Genomic DNA, 19,610 nt, shown 5'->3' with positions numbered 1-19,610 from the left:
GGCTCATGCAGCTTGGGTCTTCTTCGATGACCAGAGATGCGGGCTGAAGGCCTTGAAGCGCCCGTAGGCCGTCTCGCCGACGAGGAGGCAGAGGAAGAGCAGGCCCTCGAGCACCAGGATCGTCGCGTCGGGCAATTGCATCCGGCGCTGGATCAGCCCGCTCGACGCCTCGAGGCCACCCAGCGCCAGCGCCACCGGGGGAATCGCCAGCGGGTTGTGGCGGGCGAGGAACGCGATCAGGATCCCGGTGAAGCCGTAGCCGGCGGCGAGCGTCGCGTTGGCATTGCCCTGCACGGCGGCGACCTCGAAGAACCCCGCGAGCGCCGCACAGGCGCCGCCGAGCGCCGTGAAGCCGACGATCAGGCGGCGGACCGGCAGCCCTTGGATCTGCGCCGCCCGCACGTTGCCGCCGGCGATGCGTGCGGCGAAGCCGAGGGTCGTGCGCTCGATCAGCAGCCAGGCGGCGAGGCAGGCCACGATTCCGACGCCGAGACCCCAATGGACCCCGATCCCGGGCATGACCCCGAGCATGTTGGCCTCGCCGACCGGCAGGGTCGAGGGCTTGTTGAGGCTCGTCGGATCGCGCAACGGCCCCTCGATCAGGTGGTTGGCAAGCGCGATCGCGATGTAGGACATGAGCAGGCTCGCGATCGTCGCATCGACGCCGCGATAGGCCTTGAGCGCGCCGACCGCGCCGATCCAGAGGGCGCCCACGAGCATCGCGGCGAGCGCCATCGCGGTGACGACCAGGGGGGCCGGCCACCCGGCGAGCGGCGGCGCCGCGATGGCCGCCGCGAGGCCGCCGAGCACGATCGCCCCCTCGCCCCCGATCACCACCAGCCCGAGCCGGGCCGGCAGCGCGACGCAGAGCGCGGCGAAGAGCAGGGGCGCGGCACGCTGCAGGCTGTTCTGCAGGGCGAAGGCCGAGCCGAACCCGCCGCGCCAGACGAGATCGACCAGCGCCGACGGCGACTTGCCGAGCGCAAGGAGGAACAGGCTGAACAGGGCGAGGCCGGCCAGGACGGCGCCGAGCGGGATCGCCACCGCCTCCGCGCGCCGGGCTAGCCAGGCCAGGATCCGGATCACGGGCGAGGGCCGCGCGCCGGCGGCCGTCAGGGACGAGGGGGCGGTATCGGCGACCATGGCGGGATCTCCGGCGAGGGGGAGAGACGGGTGGGAAGTGGTGGGTGAGGCGGCGTGCGACCTCCGCCTGATCTCACGCGAGTCCAGTGAAACGCGGGATCCCCTCTCCCGTGTGGGAGAGGGGTAGGGGTGAGGGTGGCGCGCTTCAGTGTGAAACTCAGACCGTAAGGCTGCGCCGCTCGACGCTCAGCGGTCAGTTCTGAACCCGAGCCACCCTCACCCCCGACCCCTCTCCCACACGGGAGAGGGGAGGAGCGCTTGACCTTTACTCGGACGGATCTGACGGAAACCGCATCACACCGACCCCCTTACTCCGGCGACGAGGTAGTTGGTCCCCTCCAGCTCGATCGCCTTCTCGGGCAGGTCCTTGCCGGCGGCGAGCACCTCATTGCCGGTATTGTCCTTGAGCGGGCCCTTGATGATCGCGTAGCCGCCCTTCAGCATCTCGGCCTTCACGGCGTCGGCATTGCGGCGTGCGCCGTCGCTCACCGCCGGCCCGTAGGGGCTCATCTTGACGAAGCCGTCGGCGAGGCCGCCGCGCAAAAAGTTCGGGGGCGAGCGGCCGGCCTGCACGTCGGCGACGAAGCCCTTGTAGATCGGCAGCCAGTCCCACTCGGCCCCGGTGAGGTATTTTTGGGGCGCCAGCGGCGACTGGTCGACGTGGTAGCCGCACACGAAGGCGCCGCGGCGGGCGGCGGTCTCGACCGTTACCTTCGGGCTGTCGACATGGCAGGTGATCACGTCGGCGCCGCCATCGACGAGGGCATTGGTCGCCTCCGCCTCCTTCACCGCCAGCGACCACTCGCCGGTGAAGATCACCTGGCAGGTGATCGAAGGATCGACGCTCTGCGCGCCGAGCAGGAAGGCGTTGACGTTGTTGAGCACCTGCGGGATCGGCTTTGCCGCCACGAAGCCGATCTTCTTCGACTTGGTGGTGTGGCCGGCGACGATGCCGTTCAGGTACTGGCCTTGCGCGATGTATCCGAAATAGGAGCCGGCATTCTTCGGGTCCTTCTCGGTCCACAGGCCGCCGCAATGCCGGAACTGCACCTTCGGGTTCTTCTTCGCCTCGGCGACCACGAAGGGGTTGAAGTAGCCGAAGGAGGTCGGGAACAGCAGGCCCGCCCCGTCGAGGTTGATCATGCTCTCCATGGTCTTCTCGACGGCATTGGTCTCGGGGACCCGCTCCTCCTCGATCACCTTGAGGCCGGCCATCCCCTTGAGGGCCTTGGCGGCGACGGCGTGGGCCTGGTTGTAGCCGTAATCGTCCTTCGGCCCGACATAGATGAAGCCGACCGTCAGCGGGCCGGCGGCCCGCGCCCGCCCGGGCAGCAGGCCGGCGAGGCCGAGGGCGGCCGCGCCGCCGAGACAATGCCGTCGGGTGAGATCAGTCTTCGTCACAGCTGCGCGCTCCGCCGGGGAGGAATCCGTGCATTGCGAAGAATAGAGCGGTGTATACCTGCGGCGAAGCATCGAATTTCGGCAGCGTCCGGGCTGCAGCGCGTAGGGGCGGGCAGGGATTCGGGGCGCCGTCGCCCAATCGCGCGCCTGTGTATGCACAATCGCGCGCCAGGGTCGGGAGCCGACGCAGGCTCAACGGAGCTTGTTGGATGTGCTCCGAGGAATTGCCATCCTCCGCGTCATTCCGGGTCCGCGCAGCGGAGCCCGGAATCCAGAACCTCGGAGTGTTCAGAACAAAGCGGCTCTCATTCCGCTTCGTCCTCTACCACCTGCGTGTCTGGATTCCGGGCTCCGCTGCGCGGACCCGGAATGACCCTGAGGGGTTCAGTAGCCGGGTGGGCAAACATGTCTTGAGTGGCAAAACCATCACGTCGGACGCGATAGCCTTGCCCGAAGCCTGCATGTATGCACAAGACGACGGGTGAGGCCTCTGCATCCCGCCGCCGGGCCACGCGCGTGCGCCCGGGAGTTCCGTCCAGCCCTGGGGGTATTCCCTTGAGGAGAGCGCTTGCCCCCGTGGCCCATGCAAAAACCCGCGCCGAACTCCTCTCCGAGCGGATTGCCGACGAGATCCTGGCGGGCGCCCTGCCGCCGGGGCTTCACCTCGACGAGCAGGTGCTCGCCCGGCGCTTCGGGGTGTCGCGCACGCCGGTGCGCGACGCGCTGCGGCTGCTCAGCGGGACCGGACTGATCGACATCCGGCCGCGGCTCGGCGCCACCGTCCGGACAGTGACGACCGAGGAGCTCGACACCCTGTTCGTCGCCATGGGGGAGATCGAGGCGAGCTGCGCGCGCCTGGCGAGCCTGTGCATGACCCGGGGCGAGCGGGCGTCCTTGCGGGCGCATCACGAGGCGATGGCCGGGCTCGCCGCCGCCCACGACCGCGAGGCTTACGTCGAGGCGAATCTCGAGTTCCACGGCCTCCTCTATGCCGGCGCCCACAACCGGACGATCGAGGACATCGCCCGCGCCCTGCGGCGGCGGCTGATGCCGTACCGGCGGGCGCAGTTCCAGGCGCCGGGGCGGCTCGCCCGCTCCCACGCCGAGCACGACCTCGTGGTCCGCGCGGTACTCGCCCGCGACGCCGCCGGCGCCAACACGGCGATGCTGGTCCACATGAGCGTGGTCGAGGACGTGTTCGTCGACCTCGCCGGGGCCGCGCGGAGCGAGGCGCCGCCGGAGGCTCCGCGACCTGCCCGAAACTCGCGCAGCGACGTGCGCAGATGAGGCAGGCCTTTTCGCCCGCATGCATACATGATGGCGGGGCGACGCCCGAGGGAATGCCATGCCGCGAACCGTCACCATCCCCGCCGAGCCCGGCCCGCTGACGCTCGACCTCGACGCGACGGCGCTCGTCATCATCGACATGCAGCGGGACTTCCTGGAGCCGGGCGGCTTCGGCGAGAGCCTTGGCAACGACGTGTCGCTGCTCGCCGCCGCGGTGACGCCCTGCCGGGCGCTGCTCGCGGCGGCGCGGGCGGCGGGGCTCCTCGTCGTCCATACCCGGGAGGGCCACGCCCCGGACCTCTCCGACGCGCCGCCCGCCAAGGTTGAGCGCGGCGCGCCGAGCGTCCGGATCGGCGCGCCCGGTCCGATGGGGCGGATCCTGATCCGCGGCGAGGCCGGCCACGGCATCGTCCCGGACCTCGCGCCCGCCCCGGGCGAGGTCGTGATCGACAAGCCCGGCAAGGGCGCGTTCTACGCCACCGATCTCGGGACGGTGCTGGCCGAGCGCGGCATCGCCAGCCTGATCGTCTGCGGGGTCACCACCGAGGTCTGCGTCCACACCACGGTGCGCGAGGCCAACGACCGCGGCTATCGCTGCCTCGTCGTGTCGGATGCCTGCGGCTCCTACATCCCGGCCTTCCACGCGGCCGGCCTCGCGATGATCGTCGCGCAGGGCGGCATCTTCGGTTGGGTGGCGGCAAGCGAGGCCGTGCTCCCGGTCCTCGCCCCCGCGGAAAGCGGGGGCTGAATCCGGCTCACCGTGGCGGGGCCGATTCCGCGTCGATCACGGAGCTGAGGGCGGCGGCGACCGCGAGGAGCCGCGCGTCGGCGTAGCGGGGGCCGACGAGCTGGATGCCGACCGGCAGCCCGGCGGGCCCCCGGGTGCAGGGAATGCTCACGCAGGGCCCGTGCAGCAACGTCCATAGCGCGTTGAAGACGTGGTCGCCGGTATTCTGCAACCCCACCGGCGCCTCCCCGGGGCTCGCCGGCGCCAGCACTGCGTCGAAGCCGGAAAACAGCTCCGGCAGGGCGCGCCGGCACGCGGCCGCGAGGTCGTGGGCGGCGACCATCTGTGCCGGCGTGATGCCCTTGGCGTTCTCGGCCCGGTCGACGAAGTCCTGACCGAGGCGCGATCCCTGGATCAGGAACTCGTCGAGGAAGGCGGCCCGGCCCTCGCCGAACATGATCGTCTCCTGCGCCTCGAACAGCCCGCCGAAGGCGTCCGGCAGGACGATCTCCTCGACGGCGACGCCGGCCCGGGTCAGCCGCTCGGCGGCGGTCGCGAAGGCCGTCTCGCCGCCAGGCTCGATCCGCGACCAGGACGGCGTGCGGCACAGGCCGATCCGGAGCGCCCGCGGCTCGGGGACGGGTGCCTCCCCGATCCCGTCGAGCCGATAGGCCTCGGCGACGAGGGCGAGGTCGGCGACCGAGCGGCCGTACCAGCCGATCGTGTCGAGGGAGTTGGCGTAGATCTTCGCCCCCTCGCGGCTCACCGTCCCCCAGGTCGGCTTGAGCGCGTAGAGGCCGTTGAACGAGGCCGGGCGGATCAGCGAGCCGCCGGTCTGGGTGCCGAAGGCCAGCGGCACCTGGTGATCAGCGACCGCCGCCGCCGAGCCCGAGGAGGAGCCGCCCGGGCTGTGGGCCGGGTTCATCGGATGGCGCGTCGCCGCCCGGCGGCCGGCGGCGGCGAACTCGACCGTGTCGGTCTTGCCGAGGATCACCGCGCCGAGCGCCCGCACCACGCCGATGCAGGCCGCGTCCTTCGCCGGGCGGTAGCCCTGCCAGTTCGCCGAATTGTGGGTCGTCGGCATGTCGGCGGTGTCGATCATGTCTTTCACGCCGAAGGGCAGCCCGTGCAGCGGGCTCGACCGCGGTCGCTTGTCGGCCTCGCGCGCGGCGTTGAGGGCGGCGCGGGGGTCGAGATGCAGCCAGGCCTTCACGGCGGGATCGCGGGCCTCGATCCGCTCCAGGCAGGAGCGCACCAGGGCCTCGCTCGTCAGCCGCCCCTCGGCGATGGCGCGCGACGCCGCGGCGGCGGTGAGGAAGCAGGGCTCGCTCATCGCAGGGGCACCCGGAACACGTGGGCGGGCTCGTCCTCCTTCGAGGGCTGGCGCGGGATCGCGAGGCCGGCCGCCGCCGTCTTGTCGAGGAGGAGGGCGAGCTCCGCCACCTCCGCGGGCGCGAGACCGTCGAGGCCGTAGCGGATCGCGTAGCGCTCCGCCTCGGCGAGGTGCTCCGGCGAGACGGGCGGCGGGGTCGTGTCGGGCATGATCGGCTCCGGGGCGTGCGGGGCGGGGTCGGGTTTGCGGGCGCGCCAGGGCGTGGCCGCCTCGTAGGCCTGCGCCACCCGCAGCACCGTCGCCTCGTCGAAGTGGCGGCCGACGATCTGGGCGTTGAGCGGCAGGCCGCCGGCGTCGAAGCCGGTGCAGAGCGACAGGGCCGGGTGGCCGCTGAGGTTGAACACCGAGCAGGCGGTGTCGCGGGTGAAGGCCGGCACGGTGTCCGGCTCGCGCAGGCTCGGGGCGACGTGAAAGGCGCCGGGCAGCAGCAGGGCATCGACCGAGCGCACCAGCGCGTCGGTGGCGAGCGCCAGCCGCCGCCGCTCGCGGAGCGCCGCGAGGTAATCGACCGCCCGGACGCAGAAGCCGGCCCCCATCTTGGTCCGCAGCGCCCGCCCCATCCGCCCGCGCCGGGCGAGGAAATCCTGTTCGTGGATCGAGAACGACTCGGCCCAGTTGATGGTCCAGGCGACCGCCTGGTAGGTCGAAAGCGGCGCCGGCAGCGACACCTCGCGCAGGATCGCGCCCGCTTCCGCGAGCCGCCGTCCCGCATCCTCGATCCCATCGCGGATCGCCGGGTCGACCCCGTCGAGGTCGCGGACGATCCCGATCACCAGGCCGCGCACGCCCTCGTGCAGGCCTTGGCGGTAGTCGGGCACGTGGGCGGTCGCGCTCGACGGGTCGCGGGGATCGAACCCGGCGGTGGCGCCGAGCACGATCGCCTGGTCCTCCACATTCCAGGTCAGGGCGCCGGTATGGTCCAGCGACCAGCAATTCGGCAGGCAGGCGGCGCGGCTGTTGCGCCCGAAGGTGGGCTTGAGCCCCTGCAGCCCGCAGGCGGCGGCCGGCAGGCGGATCGACCCGCCGGTGTCGGAGCCGAGCGCGAACAAAGCGGTGCCGCCGGCGACCGCCGCTCCCGCCCCGGTCGAGGAGCCGCCGGTGAATCGGGCGAGGTTCCAGGGGTTGCGTGCCACCGGATACGGCAAGTCGTGATAGACCTGCCCGTCGCCGGTGCCGTACTCCCAGGTGTTGAGCTTGCCCATCAGGATCGCGCCGGCCCGCTCGAGCCGCGCCACGATGGTCGCGGTCTCCGTTTGGGATGGGCCGTCCTGCATCAGGCGCGAGCCGCCGGTCGTGGGAAGCCCGGCGACGTGGTAATTGTCCTTGATGCCGAACGGGATGCCGTGCAGCGGCCCGCGCCAGCCGCCGGCCATGATCTCGGCCTCGGCCGTCCGCGCCGTGCCGAGCGCCCGCTCGGCGAGCACCAGGATGTAGCTGTTGAGGCGCCCGTCGATCGCCGCGATGCGGGCGAGCATCGCCTCGACGAGCTCGACCGGCGAGATTTTCCGAGCGCCGATCAGCCGGCCGGCCTCGGCAACGGAGAGGGTGTGGAGCTCGCTCATCGGGACTCTCTCATCGGACCGGGGCCCTCTCCTTGCGCCATGGCGTGGCCGCCTCGTAGGCGGCGGCGACCCGCAGGATCGTCGCCTCGTCGAACCGGTGGCCGACCACCTGCCAGGCCAGAGGCAGCCCCTCGGGCGTGAAGCCGGTGCACTGGACGAGGCTCGGATGGCCCGACAGGTTGAACGGCGTCATCGCGGTCTCGACCGTGAAGGCGACCATCTCGTCCTGCCGGTCGAGCCGCGGCGCGACCCGGAAGGTGCCGAAGGTCACGAGCGCGTCGAAGCCCGCGAGGAGGCCGTCGATCCCGTCGGCCACCACCCGGCGCTGGCGCTGGGCGGCGATGTAGTCGGCCGCCCGCTGCAGCGTGCCGCCATGCATCTTGTCGCGAAGCGCCGTTCCCATGAGGGCGGCATCCGTCCGGTACTCCGCCTCGTGGATCGAGGCAGATTCCGGCGGGCCGATGAAGCGCGAGAGTTTGAAGCATTCCTCCGCCGGCACCGGCAGGCGGGTCTCGACGATCGTCGCGCCCAGGCCTCGCAGCACGTCGAGGCCGGCGTGAAGGGCCGCCGCCATCGCGGCGTCGGGGCCTGGGAAGCCGGGGCCCGGATCGGTCACGGCGGCGATGCGGAGACCCGCCACGCCGCCGGCCAGGAACCGGGGATAGTCCGGCACCGGCATCTCCTCGGTCACCGGGTCGGCCGGGTCGTGGCCGGCGATGGCGGCGAGCACGATCGCGGCATCCTCCACCGTCCAGGTGAAGGGGCCGGGAATGTCGAGCGACCAGCAATTCGGCAGGAGGCCGTGGCGGCTGACCCGTCCCGGCGTCGCCTTGACGCCGACGACCCCGCAGGCCGCCGCCGGCAGGCGCACCGAGCCGGTTGTGTCCGAGCCCAGCGCGAAGAGGGCGGTGCCGGCCGCCACCGCCGCGCCCGCGCCGATCGAGGAGCCGCCGGCGAAGCGCGCGAGGTCCCAGGGGTTGCGGGTGGTGGGAAAGACCGTGTCGCCGTACTCGCCGCCGTTGCCGGTGCCGTATTCCCAGGTCGAGAGCTTGCCGAGGCAGATCGCGCCTGCCGCCTTCAGCCGCGCCACCGGGCCGGCGTCGCGGGTCGCGACGTGGCCGAGGCGCAGGCGGGAATTGGCCACCGTCGGCAGGCCGGCGACGTCGTAATTGTCCTTCACCGCGAAGGGCAGGCCGTGCAGCGGCCCGCGTCGCCGGCCCGCCGCCAGCTCCGCGGCCGCGATGCCGGCCGCCGCGCGGGCGCCTTCGGCATCGACCAGGACGTAGCTCGGCATGCGGGCATCGACCGCGGCGATCCGCTCGAGGAAGGCCTCGACGAGATCGACCGGAGACAGCGCGCCCAGGCCGACGCGCCGCGACGCCTCGGCGACGGTGAGGCTCCAGAGAGGTTCGTCGGTCATGCGGTGGCCTGCCGGGAGGAGGGGAGGGCGGTCACGCGACCACCACCGGGGTGAGGTCCTGCAGCCAGCTCTGAGCCTGGACGAAGCCCTTCACGTTCGGCGCGAGCGCCCGCGGGTTGAGGTCGTGGACGACGAAGATCCACATCGCGTCCTCCACCACCACCTCGTGGAGTTGCCCGAGGAGCGCGTTCTGCGCCGCAGGGTCGAATTCCTGCTTGGCCGCCTTCGCCAGCTCCTCGGCCCTCGGGTTGTAGTAGTCGCCCCAGTTGAAGCCCGAATCCTTCATGAACCGGCTCGCCGGGCCGATCAGGCCGATATCCGGGTCCCAGTAGGCGAAGGAGTTGTTGATGCCGTGCCGGCCCTTGTTCTCCGGCGCGGCGGCGCCGAGGCGGCGGCGGGTGCGCAGGGTCTCCCAGTCCATCACCTCGAACTCGACCGCGATGCCGACGTCCTGCAAATTCTCCTTGATGAACTCGTTCATCGGCAGCGGCTGCATCTGCCCGGAGCCGGCCGGCGAGATGATGATCCGGGCCTTGACCGGCTTGTCCCGGCTGAACCCCGCCTCGGCGAGCAGCGCCCGGGCACGGTCGGGGTTGTAGCTCAGGTCGAGATTCGGCTTGCCGAACCAGGGATGGCCCGGATCGATCATGCCCCTGGCCGGGGCCGCGAGACCGCCGAGCAGGCTCACCAGCCCCTCGCGGTCGATCGCCATGTTGGCCGCACGACGCACCCGCACGTCGAGGAAGGGCGAGCCCTCCTCGAAGCTGAGCATGTAGGGCCAGATATGCGGGTAGACGTTGGTGACGATGTTCATCTTCGACTGGCGCAGGCGCGGGATCGCGTCCGGCGGCGGCGCCTCGACGAGATCGACCTGGCCCGACAGGAGCGCGGCGACCCGCGAATTGACGTCCGGCATCGGGATCAGCACCAGGCGATCGGATTTCGGGATCCGCGTCCGGTCCCAGTGGTCCGGGTTGCGCACGAGTTCGGCCCGCTCCCGCGCCCGCACGCTGTCGAGCTTCCACGGCCCGGTGCCGGAGGGCTTCTGGGCCACCTTGTTCCAGTCCCGGTCCATCTCCTCCCAGCGCGCCGGGCTCGACATGAACACGCTCGCCAGCGAGTAGGGCAGGACCGCGTCGATCACCTTCGTGGTGATCTCGACGGTCGCGTCGTCGATCTTGCGCCAGCGCGCGATGCCGCCGGTATAGAGGCTGCCCTGCGTCGCCTGCGGCAGGTCGAATTGCGGCGATGACCGGTCGAGCAGCTTGTCGAGGTTCCACACCACCGCGTCGGCGGTGAAGGCCGAGCCGTCGTGGAAGCGCACGCCGGGGCGCAGCCTGAAGGTCCAGATCCGCTTGTCCTGCGGATCGACCGTCCAGCTCTCGGCCAGCCCCGGCACGATGGTGGCGGCCCGGTCGCTGCGGGAGAGGTCCCAGCGGGTCAGGCCGTCATAGAGCGTGATGCCCATGAAGCGCACGCCCTCGGCGCCCTGGCTCGGCTGGCCAGTGGTGAGCGGGATGTCGCCTGCCGTCATCGCGACCCGCAGCACCCCGGGCCGCGACTGGGCGCGGGCCTCTGCGCCAAAGCCCAGCGACAGGCCGGCGGCAGCGCCGAGCTTGAGAAATTCGCGCTTGTGCATCCCGTGTCCTCGCCCGGCGCCACGACGATTCCCGCCTGGGCGTGTCCCCCCGTCCGGCCGGACTCGCCCCGCCGGTTTGTCGTCTCTTGAGAGGTCGTTTGAGCAACACACGTGCCAGGAGGGATGCGGAGGAGGAATATTATCCGGATGGGCACTGCCGCACCGTCCTGGTGCGTCTGCCATCTCACTCGCGACCTCATCCTGAGGTGCCGCGTAGCGGCCGCGAAGGAGGCCTCCAGTTCCCTCACAGACTTCTGGCGGTCTCCTTCGAGGCTCACTCCGTTCGCACCTCAGGATGAGGTCGAGCGTGGGATGAGCGATTCCCTCGGGACCGCCCTAGATCAGTCCAGCTACGGGAGAGGCCGACATGAAGCTGTTGCTGACGCACACGCCGCACATGCGCGCGCAGTATTACGGCCCCCGGGCCCTCGCCGCCTTGCGCGACCTCGCCGAGGTGGTGCTCCACGAGGGCGACGACCCGCTCGACGCGGCCGCCCTCGTCGCGGCCGCCGCGGAGGTCGACCTCGTCGTCTCCGACCGGCTCACCCCCGGCCAAGCTGAGATCTTCGCCCGGCTACCGCACCTGCGAGCGTTCCTGCGCTGCGCCGTCGACATCCGCACCATCGACGTTCCGGCGGCGAGCCGGGCCGGCGTGCTGGTGACCCATGCCGCGCCCGGCTTCGTCGCCTCGGTCACGGAACTCGCCCTCGGCTTCATGGTCGACCTGTCGCGGGGCATCTCGCGGGCGACGCGCGACTACCAGGCCGGTCGCGCGCCGGAGGTGCGGATGGGGCGCCAGCTCGCCGGCAGCCGCCTCGGCATCATCGGCTACGGGGCGATCGGCCGGAACCTCGGGACGATCGCCGGCCATCTCGGCATGGAGGTGCTGATCTGCGACCCCCATGTCACGGTCCCGGCAGGCCAGGGCCGGCAGGTCGCGTTCGAGGCGCTGATGGCGGAGGCCGACATCGTCGTGTGCCTGGCGGTCGCCACCGAGGCGACCGAGAATCTGATCGATGCCCGGGCGCTCGCGCGGATGCGGCCGCACGCGGTGTTCATCAACCTCTCGCGCGGCAACCTCGTCGACGAGGCGGCCCTCGCCGCGGCGCTTCGAGAGGGCCGGATCGCCGGGGCGGCGATGGATGTCGGGCGGGCGCCCGACCAGATGCCCTCGCCCGACCTCGCGCGCCTGGGCGGCGTGATCGCCACCCCGCATATCGGCGGCCTCACGCCGCCGGCGATCGAGGCGCAGGCCTTCGACACGGTGGCGCAGGTGCGCGCCATCCTGGCGGGGGAGATGCCCGCGGGTGCGGTCAATGCGGAACACTGGTCGCGCCGGCCGTGACGAGAGCATTTTCCGACGAAGTGAATACCGGTTCGTCGAAGACGATGCGGCACAATCAATGACCTGGAGCATTTTCCGACGAAGTGGACACCGGTTCGTCGAAGAAAATGCGGCACAATCAATGACCTAGAGCGCTTCGCGATCGCGAGGCGCTCTCATCCCGGTCAGCGGCGCCGCGTCGTCCGGGCGGGCTTCGGGCGCGCGGAGACGTCCCGGGCCGGCGATGCGGGATCGGCTGCGTCGGGCCCGGACGCCCAGGCCGGCGGCCCGTCGGCGAGCGCGTAGTCCAGGCAGCTGTCGATGTGGACCTTCAGAATCCGAGCCGCCCGCTCGGCGTCGCGCGCCAGCGCGCAGGCGAGCAGGTCGGCGTGTTCCCGGATCGAGCGGTCGCCGCGGAAGATGGCCGCGAGGGAGAGGTAGCGCAGGTAGCGGTCGTGGATGGAACCGAGGGTCTCCATCAGCACGCGCGAGCCGCAGGCCGAGGTCAGCGCCTGGTGGAAGGCGCGGTCGCATTGCCGGACCAGGGTCGGATCGGCGTCGGTCGCCGTCAGCATGCGGTGCTCGGTGACCGCGAGCTTGTGGTGGGCGGCCACGACCCGCGCCTCCCAGTCGAGGTCGCCCGCCGCGAAGGAGAGGGCCAGCGCGTGCCCTTCGAGGAGCAGGCGCAGGGCGGCGATCTCCCGGAACTCGGTCGCCGAGGCCGGCGCGACCTCGAAGCCGCGCTGCGCCTCCGCCACGACCAGCCCCTCGGAGGCGAGGCGGTTCAGGAGTTCGCGCATCGTGCCGATGCTGACGCCGTAGCGCCGGCTCGCCTCGTCGAGCCGCAGCCGCTCGCCCGGGGCGAGCTGGCCGAACAGGATGTCGGACCGGATCCGGGCATGAACGACGTCGCCGACCGTCTCGCCGGCGACCCCGGCCGCGATGTCTGAGGGAGCACCCATGGCGCTCTCTTTGGCACCGGACGACGTGCGGCGCAACGTATGAGGGATTGCCTATCGTTGGATGATCGCATAATCCTTCGATCATAGGAGCGCCGGCTGGAAGCGGCCAGGATGCTCCGGGACGCGGCGGGGCCCACGGGCGCGCCGCACCGGGGGAAGCGACCAGGTGAATTACACGCTCGATTTCGGGCCGGTCGTCGCGGGCCTGCCCGACCTCCTGAAGGGCTGCGCCGGCACGCTGCTCCTCGCGGTGTCGGGAATGGCGATCGCCCTGGTGATCGGCGTCGTCGGCGTCGTGCTGCGCGAGTCGCCCCTGCGCCCGCTGCGCTGGGCGGTGATCGCCTTCGTCGAGCTGATCCGGAACACGCCGTTCCTGGTTCAGATCTACTTCGTGTTCTTCGCCCTGCCGCTGATCGGCATCCGCCTCGCGCCGACGCCGACCGCGATCATCGCCCTCGGGCTGAACGGCGGCGCCTACGCGATCGAGATCATCCGCGGCGGCGTGCAGTCGATCCACAAGGGCCAGGTCGAGGCCGGCTACGCCCTCGGGCTGCACAAGCGCGACGTCTTCCGCTTCATCGTCCTGCGCCCGGCGCTCCGGGCGGTCTACCCGTCGCTGACCGGCCAGTTCGTCATGCTGACGCTGACCACCAGCATCGCCTCGGCGATCGCCGCCTACGAGCTGACCTCGGTCGCCAAGCTGATCGAGAACGAGAGCTTTCGCAGCTTCGAGGTCTACGGCACGATCACGGTCCTGTACTTCCTGATCTCCTGGCTGATGATGCGCGCCTTCGGGCTCGTCTCGCGCCGGTACTTCAGCTATCCCGTCAAGTAGGGGCGCGACGATGGGCTGGCCCGAATTCCTGTTCCTCCTCGAAGGCATGAAGTGGACGATCGCGCTCTCGGCGATCGGATTCGTCGGCGGCGGCATCGCGGGCCTCGCCGTGGCGCTCGCCCGCACCTCCGGCAAGCCGATGCTGGAACGCGCGACGGCGGCCTATGTCAGCGTATTCCAGGGCACGCCGCTGCTGATGCAGCTCTTCGTGGTCTATTTCGGCCTCGCCCTCGTCGGGCTCGACCTCGCCCCCTGGGAGGCGGTTGCCCTGGGCTTCACGCTGCATGCCAGCGCCTATCTCGGCGACATCTGGCGCGGCGGAATCGAGGCCGTGCCGCGCGGCCAGTCGGAGGCGGCCCGGGCGCTCAGCCTCGGCTACGTCTCGCGCATGCGGGACGTGATCCTGCCCCAGGCCTTCCGCGTCTCGCTGCCGGCGACGATCGGGTTCCTGGTCCAGCTCATCAAGGGCACGTCGCTCGCCTCGATCGTCGGCTTCACCGAGCTGGCGCGGGCCGGCAACATGGTCTCGAACCAGATCTTCAAGCCGCTGCTCGTCTTCGGCATCGTCGGGGCGATGTATTTCGCGCTCTGCTGGCCCTTGTCGCTCTACGGCTCCTGGATGGAGCGGCGCCTCGCCGCGCCGACGCGCTGAAGCCGGATCTCGGAATCAAGAAGGGGAGGACACCATGGAACGCCACAGCATCAGCCGCCGCAGCCTCATGGCCGGAGCGGGCGCCGCCCTCGCCCTGCCGGCCCTGATGACCGGCCGGGCGCTCGCCGTCACGCCCGACCAGATCAAGAAACGGGGCCGCGTCATCATCGGGATCCAGGGCGACAACCCGCCCTGGGGCTATGTCAGCAGCGCGGGCAAGCAGGAGGGCATCGACGCCGATATCGGCGAGCTCTTCGGCAAGGAACTCGGCGTGCCGGTCCAGTTCATGCCGCTCGAAGTGGCGAACCGCATCCCGGCCCTGACCTCGGGCCGCTGCGACGTGCTGTTCGCCACGATGGCGATGTTCCCCGACCGCGCCAAGGCGGTGCAGTTCTCCAAGCCCTACGTCGCCAACCAGATCGTGCTGCTCGCGCCCAAGACCGTCGCGGTGAAGACCAATGCCGACATGGGCAAGCTCACCATCGCGGTGGCCCGCGCCGCGGCCCAGGACACCGAGGTGACCCGCAACGCGCCGCCCGGCACCAACATCCTGCGGCTCGACGGCGATGCCGCCTCGATCCAGGCCGTCATCTCCGGCCAGGCGCAGGCGGTCGGCGGCAACATCTTCTACATCCGCCGCCTCGACGAGGCGAAGCCGGGTGTGTTCGAGCAGAAGCTCACCTTCACGAGCATCTATAACGGCGCCTGCACCCGCCTCGGCGAGAAGGAGATGAACGCGTTCATCAACACCTTCATCGACAAGATCAAGGCGAACGGCGAGCTGAAGAAGATCACCGACAAGTGGATGAAGGCCGAGCAGCCGCCGATGCCGGACAGCATCGAGGGCGTTCCCTTCACCGCCGCGTGAGCGCCAGGACATGAGCATGTCACCGAACCCGGCGACCGGCCCCCTCATCGCGATGCACGGCGTGGACAAGTGGTACGGTGACTTCCACGCCCTCAAGGGCGTGACCCTGGAGGTCCGCCGGGGCGAGAAGATCGTCCTGTGCGGCCCCTCCGGCTCGGGCAAGTCGACGCTCATCCGCTGCATCAACCACCTCGAGACGATTCAGAAGGGCCGGATCGTGGTCGACGGCATCGCTCTCGACGATTCGGCCCGGGCCGTCGACGCGGTGCGCCGCGAGGTCGGCATGGTGTTCCAGAGCTTCAACCTCTTCCCGCACATGACGGTGCTGGAGAATTGCACGCTGGCGCCGATGCGGGTGCGCGGCACGAAGAAGGCGGAGGCCGAGGCGATCGCGCGCCGCTACCTCGAGCGGGTCCGCATCGGCGAGCAGGCGCTGAAATACCCGGCCCAGCTCTCGGGCGGCCAGCAGCAGCGCGTCGCGATCGCCCGGGCCTTGTGCATGGAGCCCAAGGTCATGCTGTTCGACGAGCCGACCTCGGCCCTCGACCCGGAGATGGTCAAGGAGGTGCTCGACACCATGATCGGGCTCGCCCGCGACGGCATGACGATGGTGTGCGTCACCCACGAGATGGGGTTCGCCCGGCAGGTCGCCGACCGGGTGATCTTCATGGCCGACGGCGCGATCCTCGAAGAGACCGATCCCGAGACCTTCTTCCGCACCCCGCAGCATCCGCGGGCCCGCACGTTCCTCGGCGAGATCCTGGCGCATCACTGACCCGCGACAGGGCCGGTGCGATGAGAAGAGAAGTGTCATGAGCGAGCCGATCATCTTCGTCCTGAACGGGCCGAACCTCAACCTGCTGGGCGAGCGCGAGCCCGAGATCTACGGCCGCACGACGCTCGCCGAGATCGAGACGGCCTGTCGCGCGCGGGCCGCGACGCACGGCCTCGGTATCGACTTCCGCCAGACCAACCTCGAAGGCACCCTCATCGAGAGCGTGCACGAGGCCCGCAGGCGGGCGGCGGGCATCATCATCAACCCGGCCGGCTACAGCTTCACCTCGATCGCGCTCCTCGACTCGCTCAAGATGTTCGACGGCCCGAAGATCGAGCTGCACATCTCCAACATCCACCGGCGCGAGGAGATCTATCACCGCTCGCTCGTCTCGCGGACCGCCACCGCCGTCATCGCCGGCCTCGGCCCGAGCGGCTACGGGCTGGCGCTCGACGCGATGCGCCTGCTCCTCGACGAGCGCAGGGTCTGAGCGACTGCCTGACCAATCGGTTGATTCTATCCCGCCCGCGACCTCATCCTGAGGTGTCGGTCGATCGAAGATCGACTGACCTCGAAGGAGGGCTCCAGCAGTCCCGCGATCCCTGGAAGCCTCCTTCGAGGCTCGTTTCACTCGCGATCTTCGATCGCCAGACACCTCAGGATGAGGTCGTGGGTGGGATAGAGAAGAGCCTGGCAGCGCCGTCCGCACACATCAAAAAGGCCTGAGATCGCCGGCGCCTTGCGGCGACGGAAGCGTGCCGTAGGTTCTCCCGCGCGGTCCACGCCCGGAGAGACAGCATGTTCACGCATGTCATGATCGGCAGCAACGATCTCGCGCTGTCCCGGCGCTTCTACGACGCGACCTTCGCCGCGCTGGGGGCTTCGCCCGGCAAGACGGATGAGAGGGGCCGGCTGATCTACGCCCACGACGGCGGCCGCCTGATGATCACGACGCCGATCGACGGCAAGCCGGCGACCGCGGCCAATGGCGGGACCATCGGGATCGCGGCGGCGAGCCCCGACCAGGTTCGCGCCTGGCACGCGGCCGGCACCGCCCATGGCGGGACCGCGATCGAGACCCCGCCCACCGAGCGCCCGAACGGATCCGTCGTCGCCTATCTGCGCGATCCGGACGGCAACAAGCTCACCGCCCGGACCCGGGCGACGCGGTAGAGCAAGGACGCGCCATCGCCGGTGCGGCCGGGCCTCACGTCCGCACGAGCGGGCACCCCCCCTGCGCCAGGGGCTTGGCCGCGTCGGGGCCGGCGATCTCGGTCACCACCTTGCAGTAATCCCAGCGCGCCCGGCTCTCCGCGGGCGTCTTTACCTGGAGAAGGAAGGCCGGCACCAGGGCGCGGCCGTCCTGACGGACCAATGTCCGGCCGAAGGCGTCATCGTCGGCCGGCATCGCCTTCATCCGGGCGATGGTCGCAGCGCCGCTCGCCTTGGCGGCGGTAGCCCCGAGGGCGGCGACCGCCTTCAGGTAGTGGAGCGTCCCGGCATAGCAGCCGGCATGGACCATGCCCGGATAGGCGCCCTGCATCCGCGGCAGCACGCGCTGCGTGAAGGCGCGCGTGCGGTCATTGGCGTCCCAGTAGAAGCTGTTGGTGTGCAGGAGCCCCTGCGTCAGGGTTAGGCCGAGCGCGTTGATGTCGTTGAGGAACATCACCGGCGCGGCGACCCGCATGCGGTCGCGCAGGCCGAACTCGCTCGCCTGCTTGAGGCAGTTGACCATGTCGGTGCCGCCGAGCGCGAGACCCAGCACGTCGGCGCCGCTGCCCTGCGCGGCGATCAGGAAGGACGAGTAGTCGGTCGCGCCGATCGGGTAGCGGGAATTGCCCAGAACCGTGCCGCCGGCCTGCTGCACGAAGCCCGCGGTCTCGCCCTGGATCGCGTTGCCGAAGGCGTTGTCGGTGGTGATGAAGTACCATTTGCGCCCGCCGGCCTTCACGGTCTCGGTGCCGAGCGCCTTCGCCAGCATGTAGGCGTCGTAGGTCCAGTTGATGGTGTTCGGCGTGCATTGCGCGCCGGTGAAGTCCATCGAGGTGACCGCGGTGCCGATGCAGGCCTTGTTGCGCTCGGCCGTCACGAAGGCGAGCGCCAGGGCGACCGAGGAATTGGGCAGGCCGATCACCATGTCGACGCCCTCGGAATCGTACCAGCGCCGGGCGATGCCTGAGCCGACATCCGGCTTGTTCTGGTGATCGGCGAACACGACCTCGACGGAGAAGCCGTGCTGCTCGGGGCCGAAATCCGCCACCGCCTGCTGCACGCAGGCGACGCCGCCGGGCCCGAGCAGGTCGGTGTAGATGCCGGAGAAATCCGACAGCACGCCGATCTTGATCCTCGGCAGACCTGTCCCTTGTGCGCGGGCGCCGCCGCTCCAGGCGGCCGCGAGCGCGGTGGCGCCGCCCATCAGGGCCCGCCGCGAGAGTGCCATGGCGTCCTCCTCCCGGATCGACCGTGCGGCGTCGAGGCCGCCGGCGTCCCTTGCTCGTGTGGCGTCGTCTCAGCGCCGCAGGCGCGGCTTCTCGATCCCGGCGAGGTCGCACAGGGCGTCGACCATCGCGGAGAAATCCTTCGAGCCGAAACCGCGGGCGCGGGCGGTCGAGAACGCCTCGCGGGCGGCGGCCAGGATCGGCATCGGCACCCGCGCGGCGTGGGCGGCCTCGCTGACGAGCGTCAGGTCCTTGTGGGCAAGATCGATGGTGAAGCCCGGCTCGATGTCGCCGGCGAGCACCTTGCTCGGCCAGGCGATCTTCAGCTGCCCGTTGACCGCCGTGGTGCCGTAGAGAACCTCCAGCGTGCGCTCCAGGTCGAGGCCGAGGCGCTGCGACAGCCCCAAGGCTTCGGCGTTGAGCTGGCAGGAGGTCACCGCGAGGTAGTTGTTGACGAGCTTCGTGCGCGTGCCCGTGCCGACCGGGCCGCAATGGTAGATCGTCGAGCCCATGCCCTCCAGAAGCGGCTTGACCCGGGCGAAGTCCGCCTCCGAGGCGCCGACCATGAACAGCGATTCGCCGCGATCGGCGTGGCTCGCAAGGCGGCCGACGGGCGCGTCGACGAAGCCGATGCCGCGGCTCTTCGCGAGCGCGGCGAGCTCGTCCGTGGTCTCGGGCGAGACCGTGCTCATGTCCATGACGAGCGAGCCGGGTGCTGCATGCGCCAGCACGCCGCCGGGCCCGGCCACCACCTCGCGCACCACCGCCGAGTTCGGCAGCATCGTGACGATGATCCCGGCCTGTCCCGCCACCTCGGCGGCGCTCGCCGCGGCGCGGGCCTGCAGGCTCTCGAGCTCCTGCATGGCGGCCGGGTTCACGTCGTTGACGACGAGCCGGACGCCCTTGCGGCAGAGGTTGGACGCCATGGGCCGGCCCATGCGGCCGAGCCCGATGAACCCCACCATCTCCATGCCTGTCCTCCCGTTCTGCCGGCCCGTTCGTCGCGGGCGTCTTGGAGGTGATCTTAAGCTCCGGCGTTCTTAAGCGAATTCGAATTCCGTGAGACCGGATATGCCGAGAATGAAAGTGCGCGGGATGCGCTGCCGCGCGCACATCTCAGCCGGTGAACGCAAAGCCGCCCGTCGCCCGGGACGGGGCGACGCGCCCCGCCGGGGGCCCGGCGA

At 70.7% G+C, this 19,610-nt stretch carries 18 protein-coding genes; 9 read left to right on the top strand and 9 right to left on the bottom strand.

The features are described 5' to 3' along the window. Positions 1-3: 3 nt before the first annotated feature. Positions 4-1,143 carry an ABC transporter permease gene (locus tag ABZT49_RS11765; RefSeq protein ID WP_355286253.1) on the bottom strand — a complete coding sequence of 380 codons (1,140 nt, stop codon included), beginning with the start codon at positions 1,141-1,143 and terminating at the stop codon, positions 4-6. A gap of 294 nt (positions 1,144-1,437) precedes the next feature. Then, positions 1,438-2,544 carry a BMP family ABC transporter substrate-binding protein gene (locus ABZT49_RS11760; protein ID WP_355286252.1) on the bottom strand — a complete coding sequence of 369 codons (1,107 nt, stop codon included), beginning with the start codon at positions 2,542-2,544 and terminating at the stop codon, positions 1,438-1,440. A gap of 576 nt (positions 2,545-3,120) precedes the next feature. Here ABZT49_RS11760 and ABZT49_RS11755 point away from each other — a divergent pair. After that, positions 3,121-3,831 carry a GntR family transcriptional regulator gene (locus tag ABZT49_RS11755; protein ID WP_355286251.1) on the top strand — a complete coding sequence of 237 codons (711 nt, stop codon included), beginning with the start codon at positions 3,121-3,123 and terminating at the stop codon, positions 3,829-3,831. 58 nt (positions 3,832-3,889) lie between these two features. Further along, positions 3,890-4,579 carry an isochorismatase family cysteine hydrolase gene (locus ABZT49_RS11750; protein WP_355286250.1) on the top strand — a complete coding sequence of 230 codons (690 nt, stop codon included), beginning with the start codon at positions 3,890-3,892 and terminating at the stop codon, positions 4,577-4,579. 7 nt (positions 4,580-4,586) lie between these two features. Here ABZT49_RS11750 and ABZT49_RS11745 read toward each other — a convergent pair whose 3' ends face one another. From ABZT49_RS11745 to ABZT49_RS11730, 4 genes are read right to left on the bottom strand one after another with little or no spacing between them, the layout of a single operon-like run. Further along, positions 4,587-5,891: an amidase gene (locus tag ABZT49_RS11745; RefSeq protein WP_355286249.1), complete on the bottom strand. Its 1,305-nt coding sequence runs from the start codon at positions 5,889-5,891 to the stop codon at positions 4,587-4,589. Then, positions 5,888-7,513, bottom strand: a complete 1,626-nt coding sequence (locus tag ABZT49_RS11740) for an amidase (protein WP_355286248.1) — start codon at positions 7,511-7,513, stop codon at positions 5,888-5,890. The genes ABZT49_RS11745 and ABZT49_RS11740 overlap by 4 nt, the downstream gene beginning before the upstream one ends. A gap of 10 nt (positions 7,514-7,523) precedes the next feature. Beyond that, positions 7,524-8,933, bottom strand: a complete 1,410-nt coding sequence (locus ABZT49_RS11735; protein ID WP_355286247.1) for an amidase — start codon at positions 8,931-8,933, stop codon at positions 7,524-7,526. A gap of 31 nt (positions 8,934-8,964) precedes the next feature. Continuing rightward, positions 8,965-10,572, bottom strand: a complete 1,608-nt coding sequence (locus tag ABZT49_RS11730) for an ABC transporter substrate-binding protein (RefSeq protein ID WP_355286246.1) — start codon at positions 10,570-10,572, stop codon at positions 8,965-8,967. Between the two features lie 367 nt (positions 10,573-10,939). On the opposite strand from ABZT49_RS11730, the gene ABZT49_RS11725 reads away from it, so the two are divergent. After that, positions 10,940-11,917, top strand: a complete 978-nt coding sequence (locus ABZT49_RS11725; RefSeq protein ID WP_355286245.1) for an NAD(P)-dependent oxidoreductase — start codon at positions 10,940-10,942, stop codon at positions 11,915-11,917. Between the two features lie 164 nt (positions 11,918-12,081). Here ABZT49_RS11725 and ABZT49_RS11720 read toward each other — a convergent pair whose 3' ends face one another. Next, complete coding sequence (locus ABZT49_RS11720) at positions 12,082-12,858, bottom strand: GntR family transcriptional regulator (protein ID WP_355286244.1); 777 nt, start codon at positions 12,856-12,858, stop codon at positions 12,082-12,084. Between the two features lie 166 nt (positions 12,859-13,024). On the opposite strand from ABZT49_RS11720, the gene ABZT49_RS11715 reads away from it, so the two are divergent. From ABZT49_RS11715 to ABZT49_RS11690, 6 genes are all read left to right on the top strand, one after another. After that, a complete protein-coding gene (locus ABZT49_RS11715; protein ID WP_355286243.1) occupies positions 13,025-13,693 on the top strand; it encodes an amino acid ABC transporter permease in 669 nt (222 codons plus the stop codon). Positions 13,694-13,703: 10 nt separating this feature from the next. Further along, positions 13,704-14,345: an amino acid ABC transporter permease gene (locus ABZT49_RS11710; protein ID WP_355286242.1), complete on the top strand. Its 642-nt coding sequence runs from the start codon at positions 13,704-13,706 to the stop codon at positions 14,343-14,345. A 34-nt stretch (positions 14,346-14,379) separates the two neighbouring features. Beyond that, complete coding sequence (locus ABZT49_RS11705; protein ID WP_355286241.1) at positions 14,380-15,213, top strand: transporter substrate-binding domain-containing protein; 834 nt, start codon at positions 14,380-14,382, stop codon at positions 15,211-15,213. 16 nt (positions 15,214-15,229) lie between these two features. Continuing rightward, the gene (locus ABZT49_RS11700) at positions 15,230-15,988 is read left to right on the top strand and encodes an amino acid ABC transporter ATP-binding protein (RefSeq protein ID WP_407943490.1); all 759 of its coding nucleotides are present in this window, start codon (positions 15,230-15,232) and stop codon (positions 15,986-15,988) included. Between the two features lie 37 nt (positions 15,989-16,025). Continuing rightward, complete coding sequence (locus ABZT49_RS11695; protein ID WP_355286239.1) at positions 16,026-16,478, top strand: type II 3-dehydroquinate dehydratase; 453 nt, start codon at positions 16,026-16,028, stop codon at positions 16,476-16,478. Between the two features lie 308 nt (positions 16,479-16,786). After that, entirely contained in the window at positions 16,787-17,161 is a 375-nt protein-coding gene (locus tag ABZT49_RS11690) for a VOC family protein (RefSeq protein WP_355286238.1), read from the top strand. A gap of 34 nt (positions 17,162-17,195) precedes the next feature. Here the strand turns inward: ABZT49_RS11690 and ABZT49_RS11685 are convergent, their stop codons facing one another. Both ABZT49_RS11685 and ABZT49_RS11680 read right to left on the bottom strand, forming a co-directional pair. Beyond that, positions 17,196-18,428: an ABC transporter substrate-binding protein gene (locus ABZT49_RS11685; RefSeq protein ID WP_355286237.1), complete on the bottom strand. Its 1,233-nt coding sequence runs from the start codon at positions 18,426-18,428 to the stop codon at positions 17,196-17,198. 69 nt (positions 18,429-18,497) lie between these two features. Continuing rightward, entirely contained in the window at positions 18,498-19,397 is a 900-nt protein-coding gene (locus ABZT49_RS11680; protein ID WP_355286236.1) for an NAD(P)-binding domain-containing protein, read from the bottom strand. Positions 19,398-19,610: the final 213 nt, after the last annotated feature.

Source organism: Methylobacterium sp. EM32 (assembly GCF_040593685.1).
GTDB lineage: Bacteria > Pseudomonadota > Alphaproteobacteria > Rhizobiales > Beijerinckiaceae > Methylobacterium.
The sequence above is the reverse complement of the archived record's forward strand: the minus strand, read 5'-3'. Positions and strand labels throughout refer to the sequence as shown.

Coding starts and splice junctions, on each gene's coding strand:
- ABZT49_RS11765 (WP_355286253.1), bottom strand. CDS start 1,143: ATGGTCGCCGATACCGCCCCCTCGTCCCTGACGGCCGCCGGCGCGCGG.
- ABZT49_RS11750 (WP_355286250.1), top strand. CDS start 3,890: ATGCCGCGAACCGTCACCATCCCCGCCGAGCCCGGCCCGCTGACGCTC.
- ABZT49_RS11745 (WP_355286249.1), bottom strand. CDS start 5,891: ATGAGCGAGCCCTGCTTCCTCACCGCCGCCGCGGCGTCGCGCGCCATC.
- ABZT49_RS11740 (WP_355286248.1), bottom strand. CDS start 7,513: ATGAGCGAGCTCCACACCCTCTCCGTTGCCGAGGCCGGCCGGCTGATC.
- ABZT49_RS11735 (WP_355286247.1), bottom strand. CDS start 8,933: ATGACCGACGAACCTCTCTGGAGCCTCACCGTCGCCGAGGCGTCGCGG.
- ABZT49_RS11730 (WP_355286246.1), bottom strand. CDS start 10,572: ATGCACAAGCGCGAATTTCTCAAGCTCGGCGCTGCCGCCGGCCTGTCG.
- ABZT49_RS11725 (WP_355286245.1), top strand. CDS start 10,940: ATGAAGCTGTTGCTGACGCACACGCCGCACATGCGCGCGCAGTATTAC.
- ABZT49_RS11720 (WP_355286244.1), bottom strand. CDS start 12,858: ATGGGTGCTCCCTCAGACATCGCGGCCGGGGTCGCCGGCGAGACGGTC.
- ABZT49_RS11710 (WP_355286242.1), top strand. CDS start 13,704: ATGGGCTGGCCCGAATTCCTGTTCCTCCTCGAAGGCATGAAGTGGACG.
- ABZT49_RS11705 (WP_355286241.1), top strand. CDS start 14,380: ATGGAACGCCACAGCATCAGCCGCCGCAGCCTCATGGCCGGAGCGGGC.
- ABZT49_RS11700 (WP_407943490.1), top strand. CDS start 15,230: ATGTCACCGAACCCGGCGACCGGCCCCCTCATCGCGATGCACGGCGTG.
- ABZT49_RS11695 (WP_355286239.1), top strand. CDS start 16,026: ATGAGCGAGCCGATCATCTTCGTCCTGAACGGGCCGAACCTCAACCTG.
- ABZT49_RS11690 (WP_355286238.1), top strand. CDS start 16,787: ATGTTCACGCATGTCATGATCGGCAGCAACGATCTCGCGCTGTCCCGG.
- ABZT49_RS11685 (WP_355286237.1), bottom strand. CDS start 18,428: ATGGCACTCTCGCGGCGGGCCCTGATGGGCGGCGCCACCGCGCTCGCG.
- ABZT49_RS11680 (WP_355286236.1), bottom strand. CDS start 19,397: ATGGAGATGGTGGGGTTCATCGGGCTCGGCCGCATGGGCCGGCCCATG.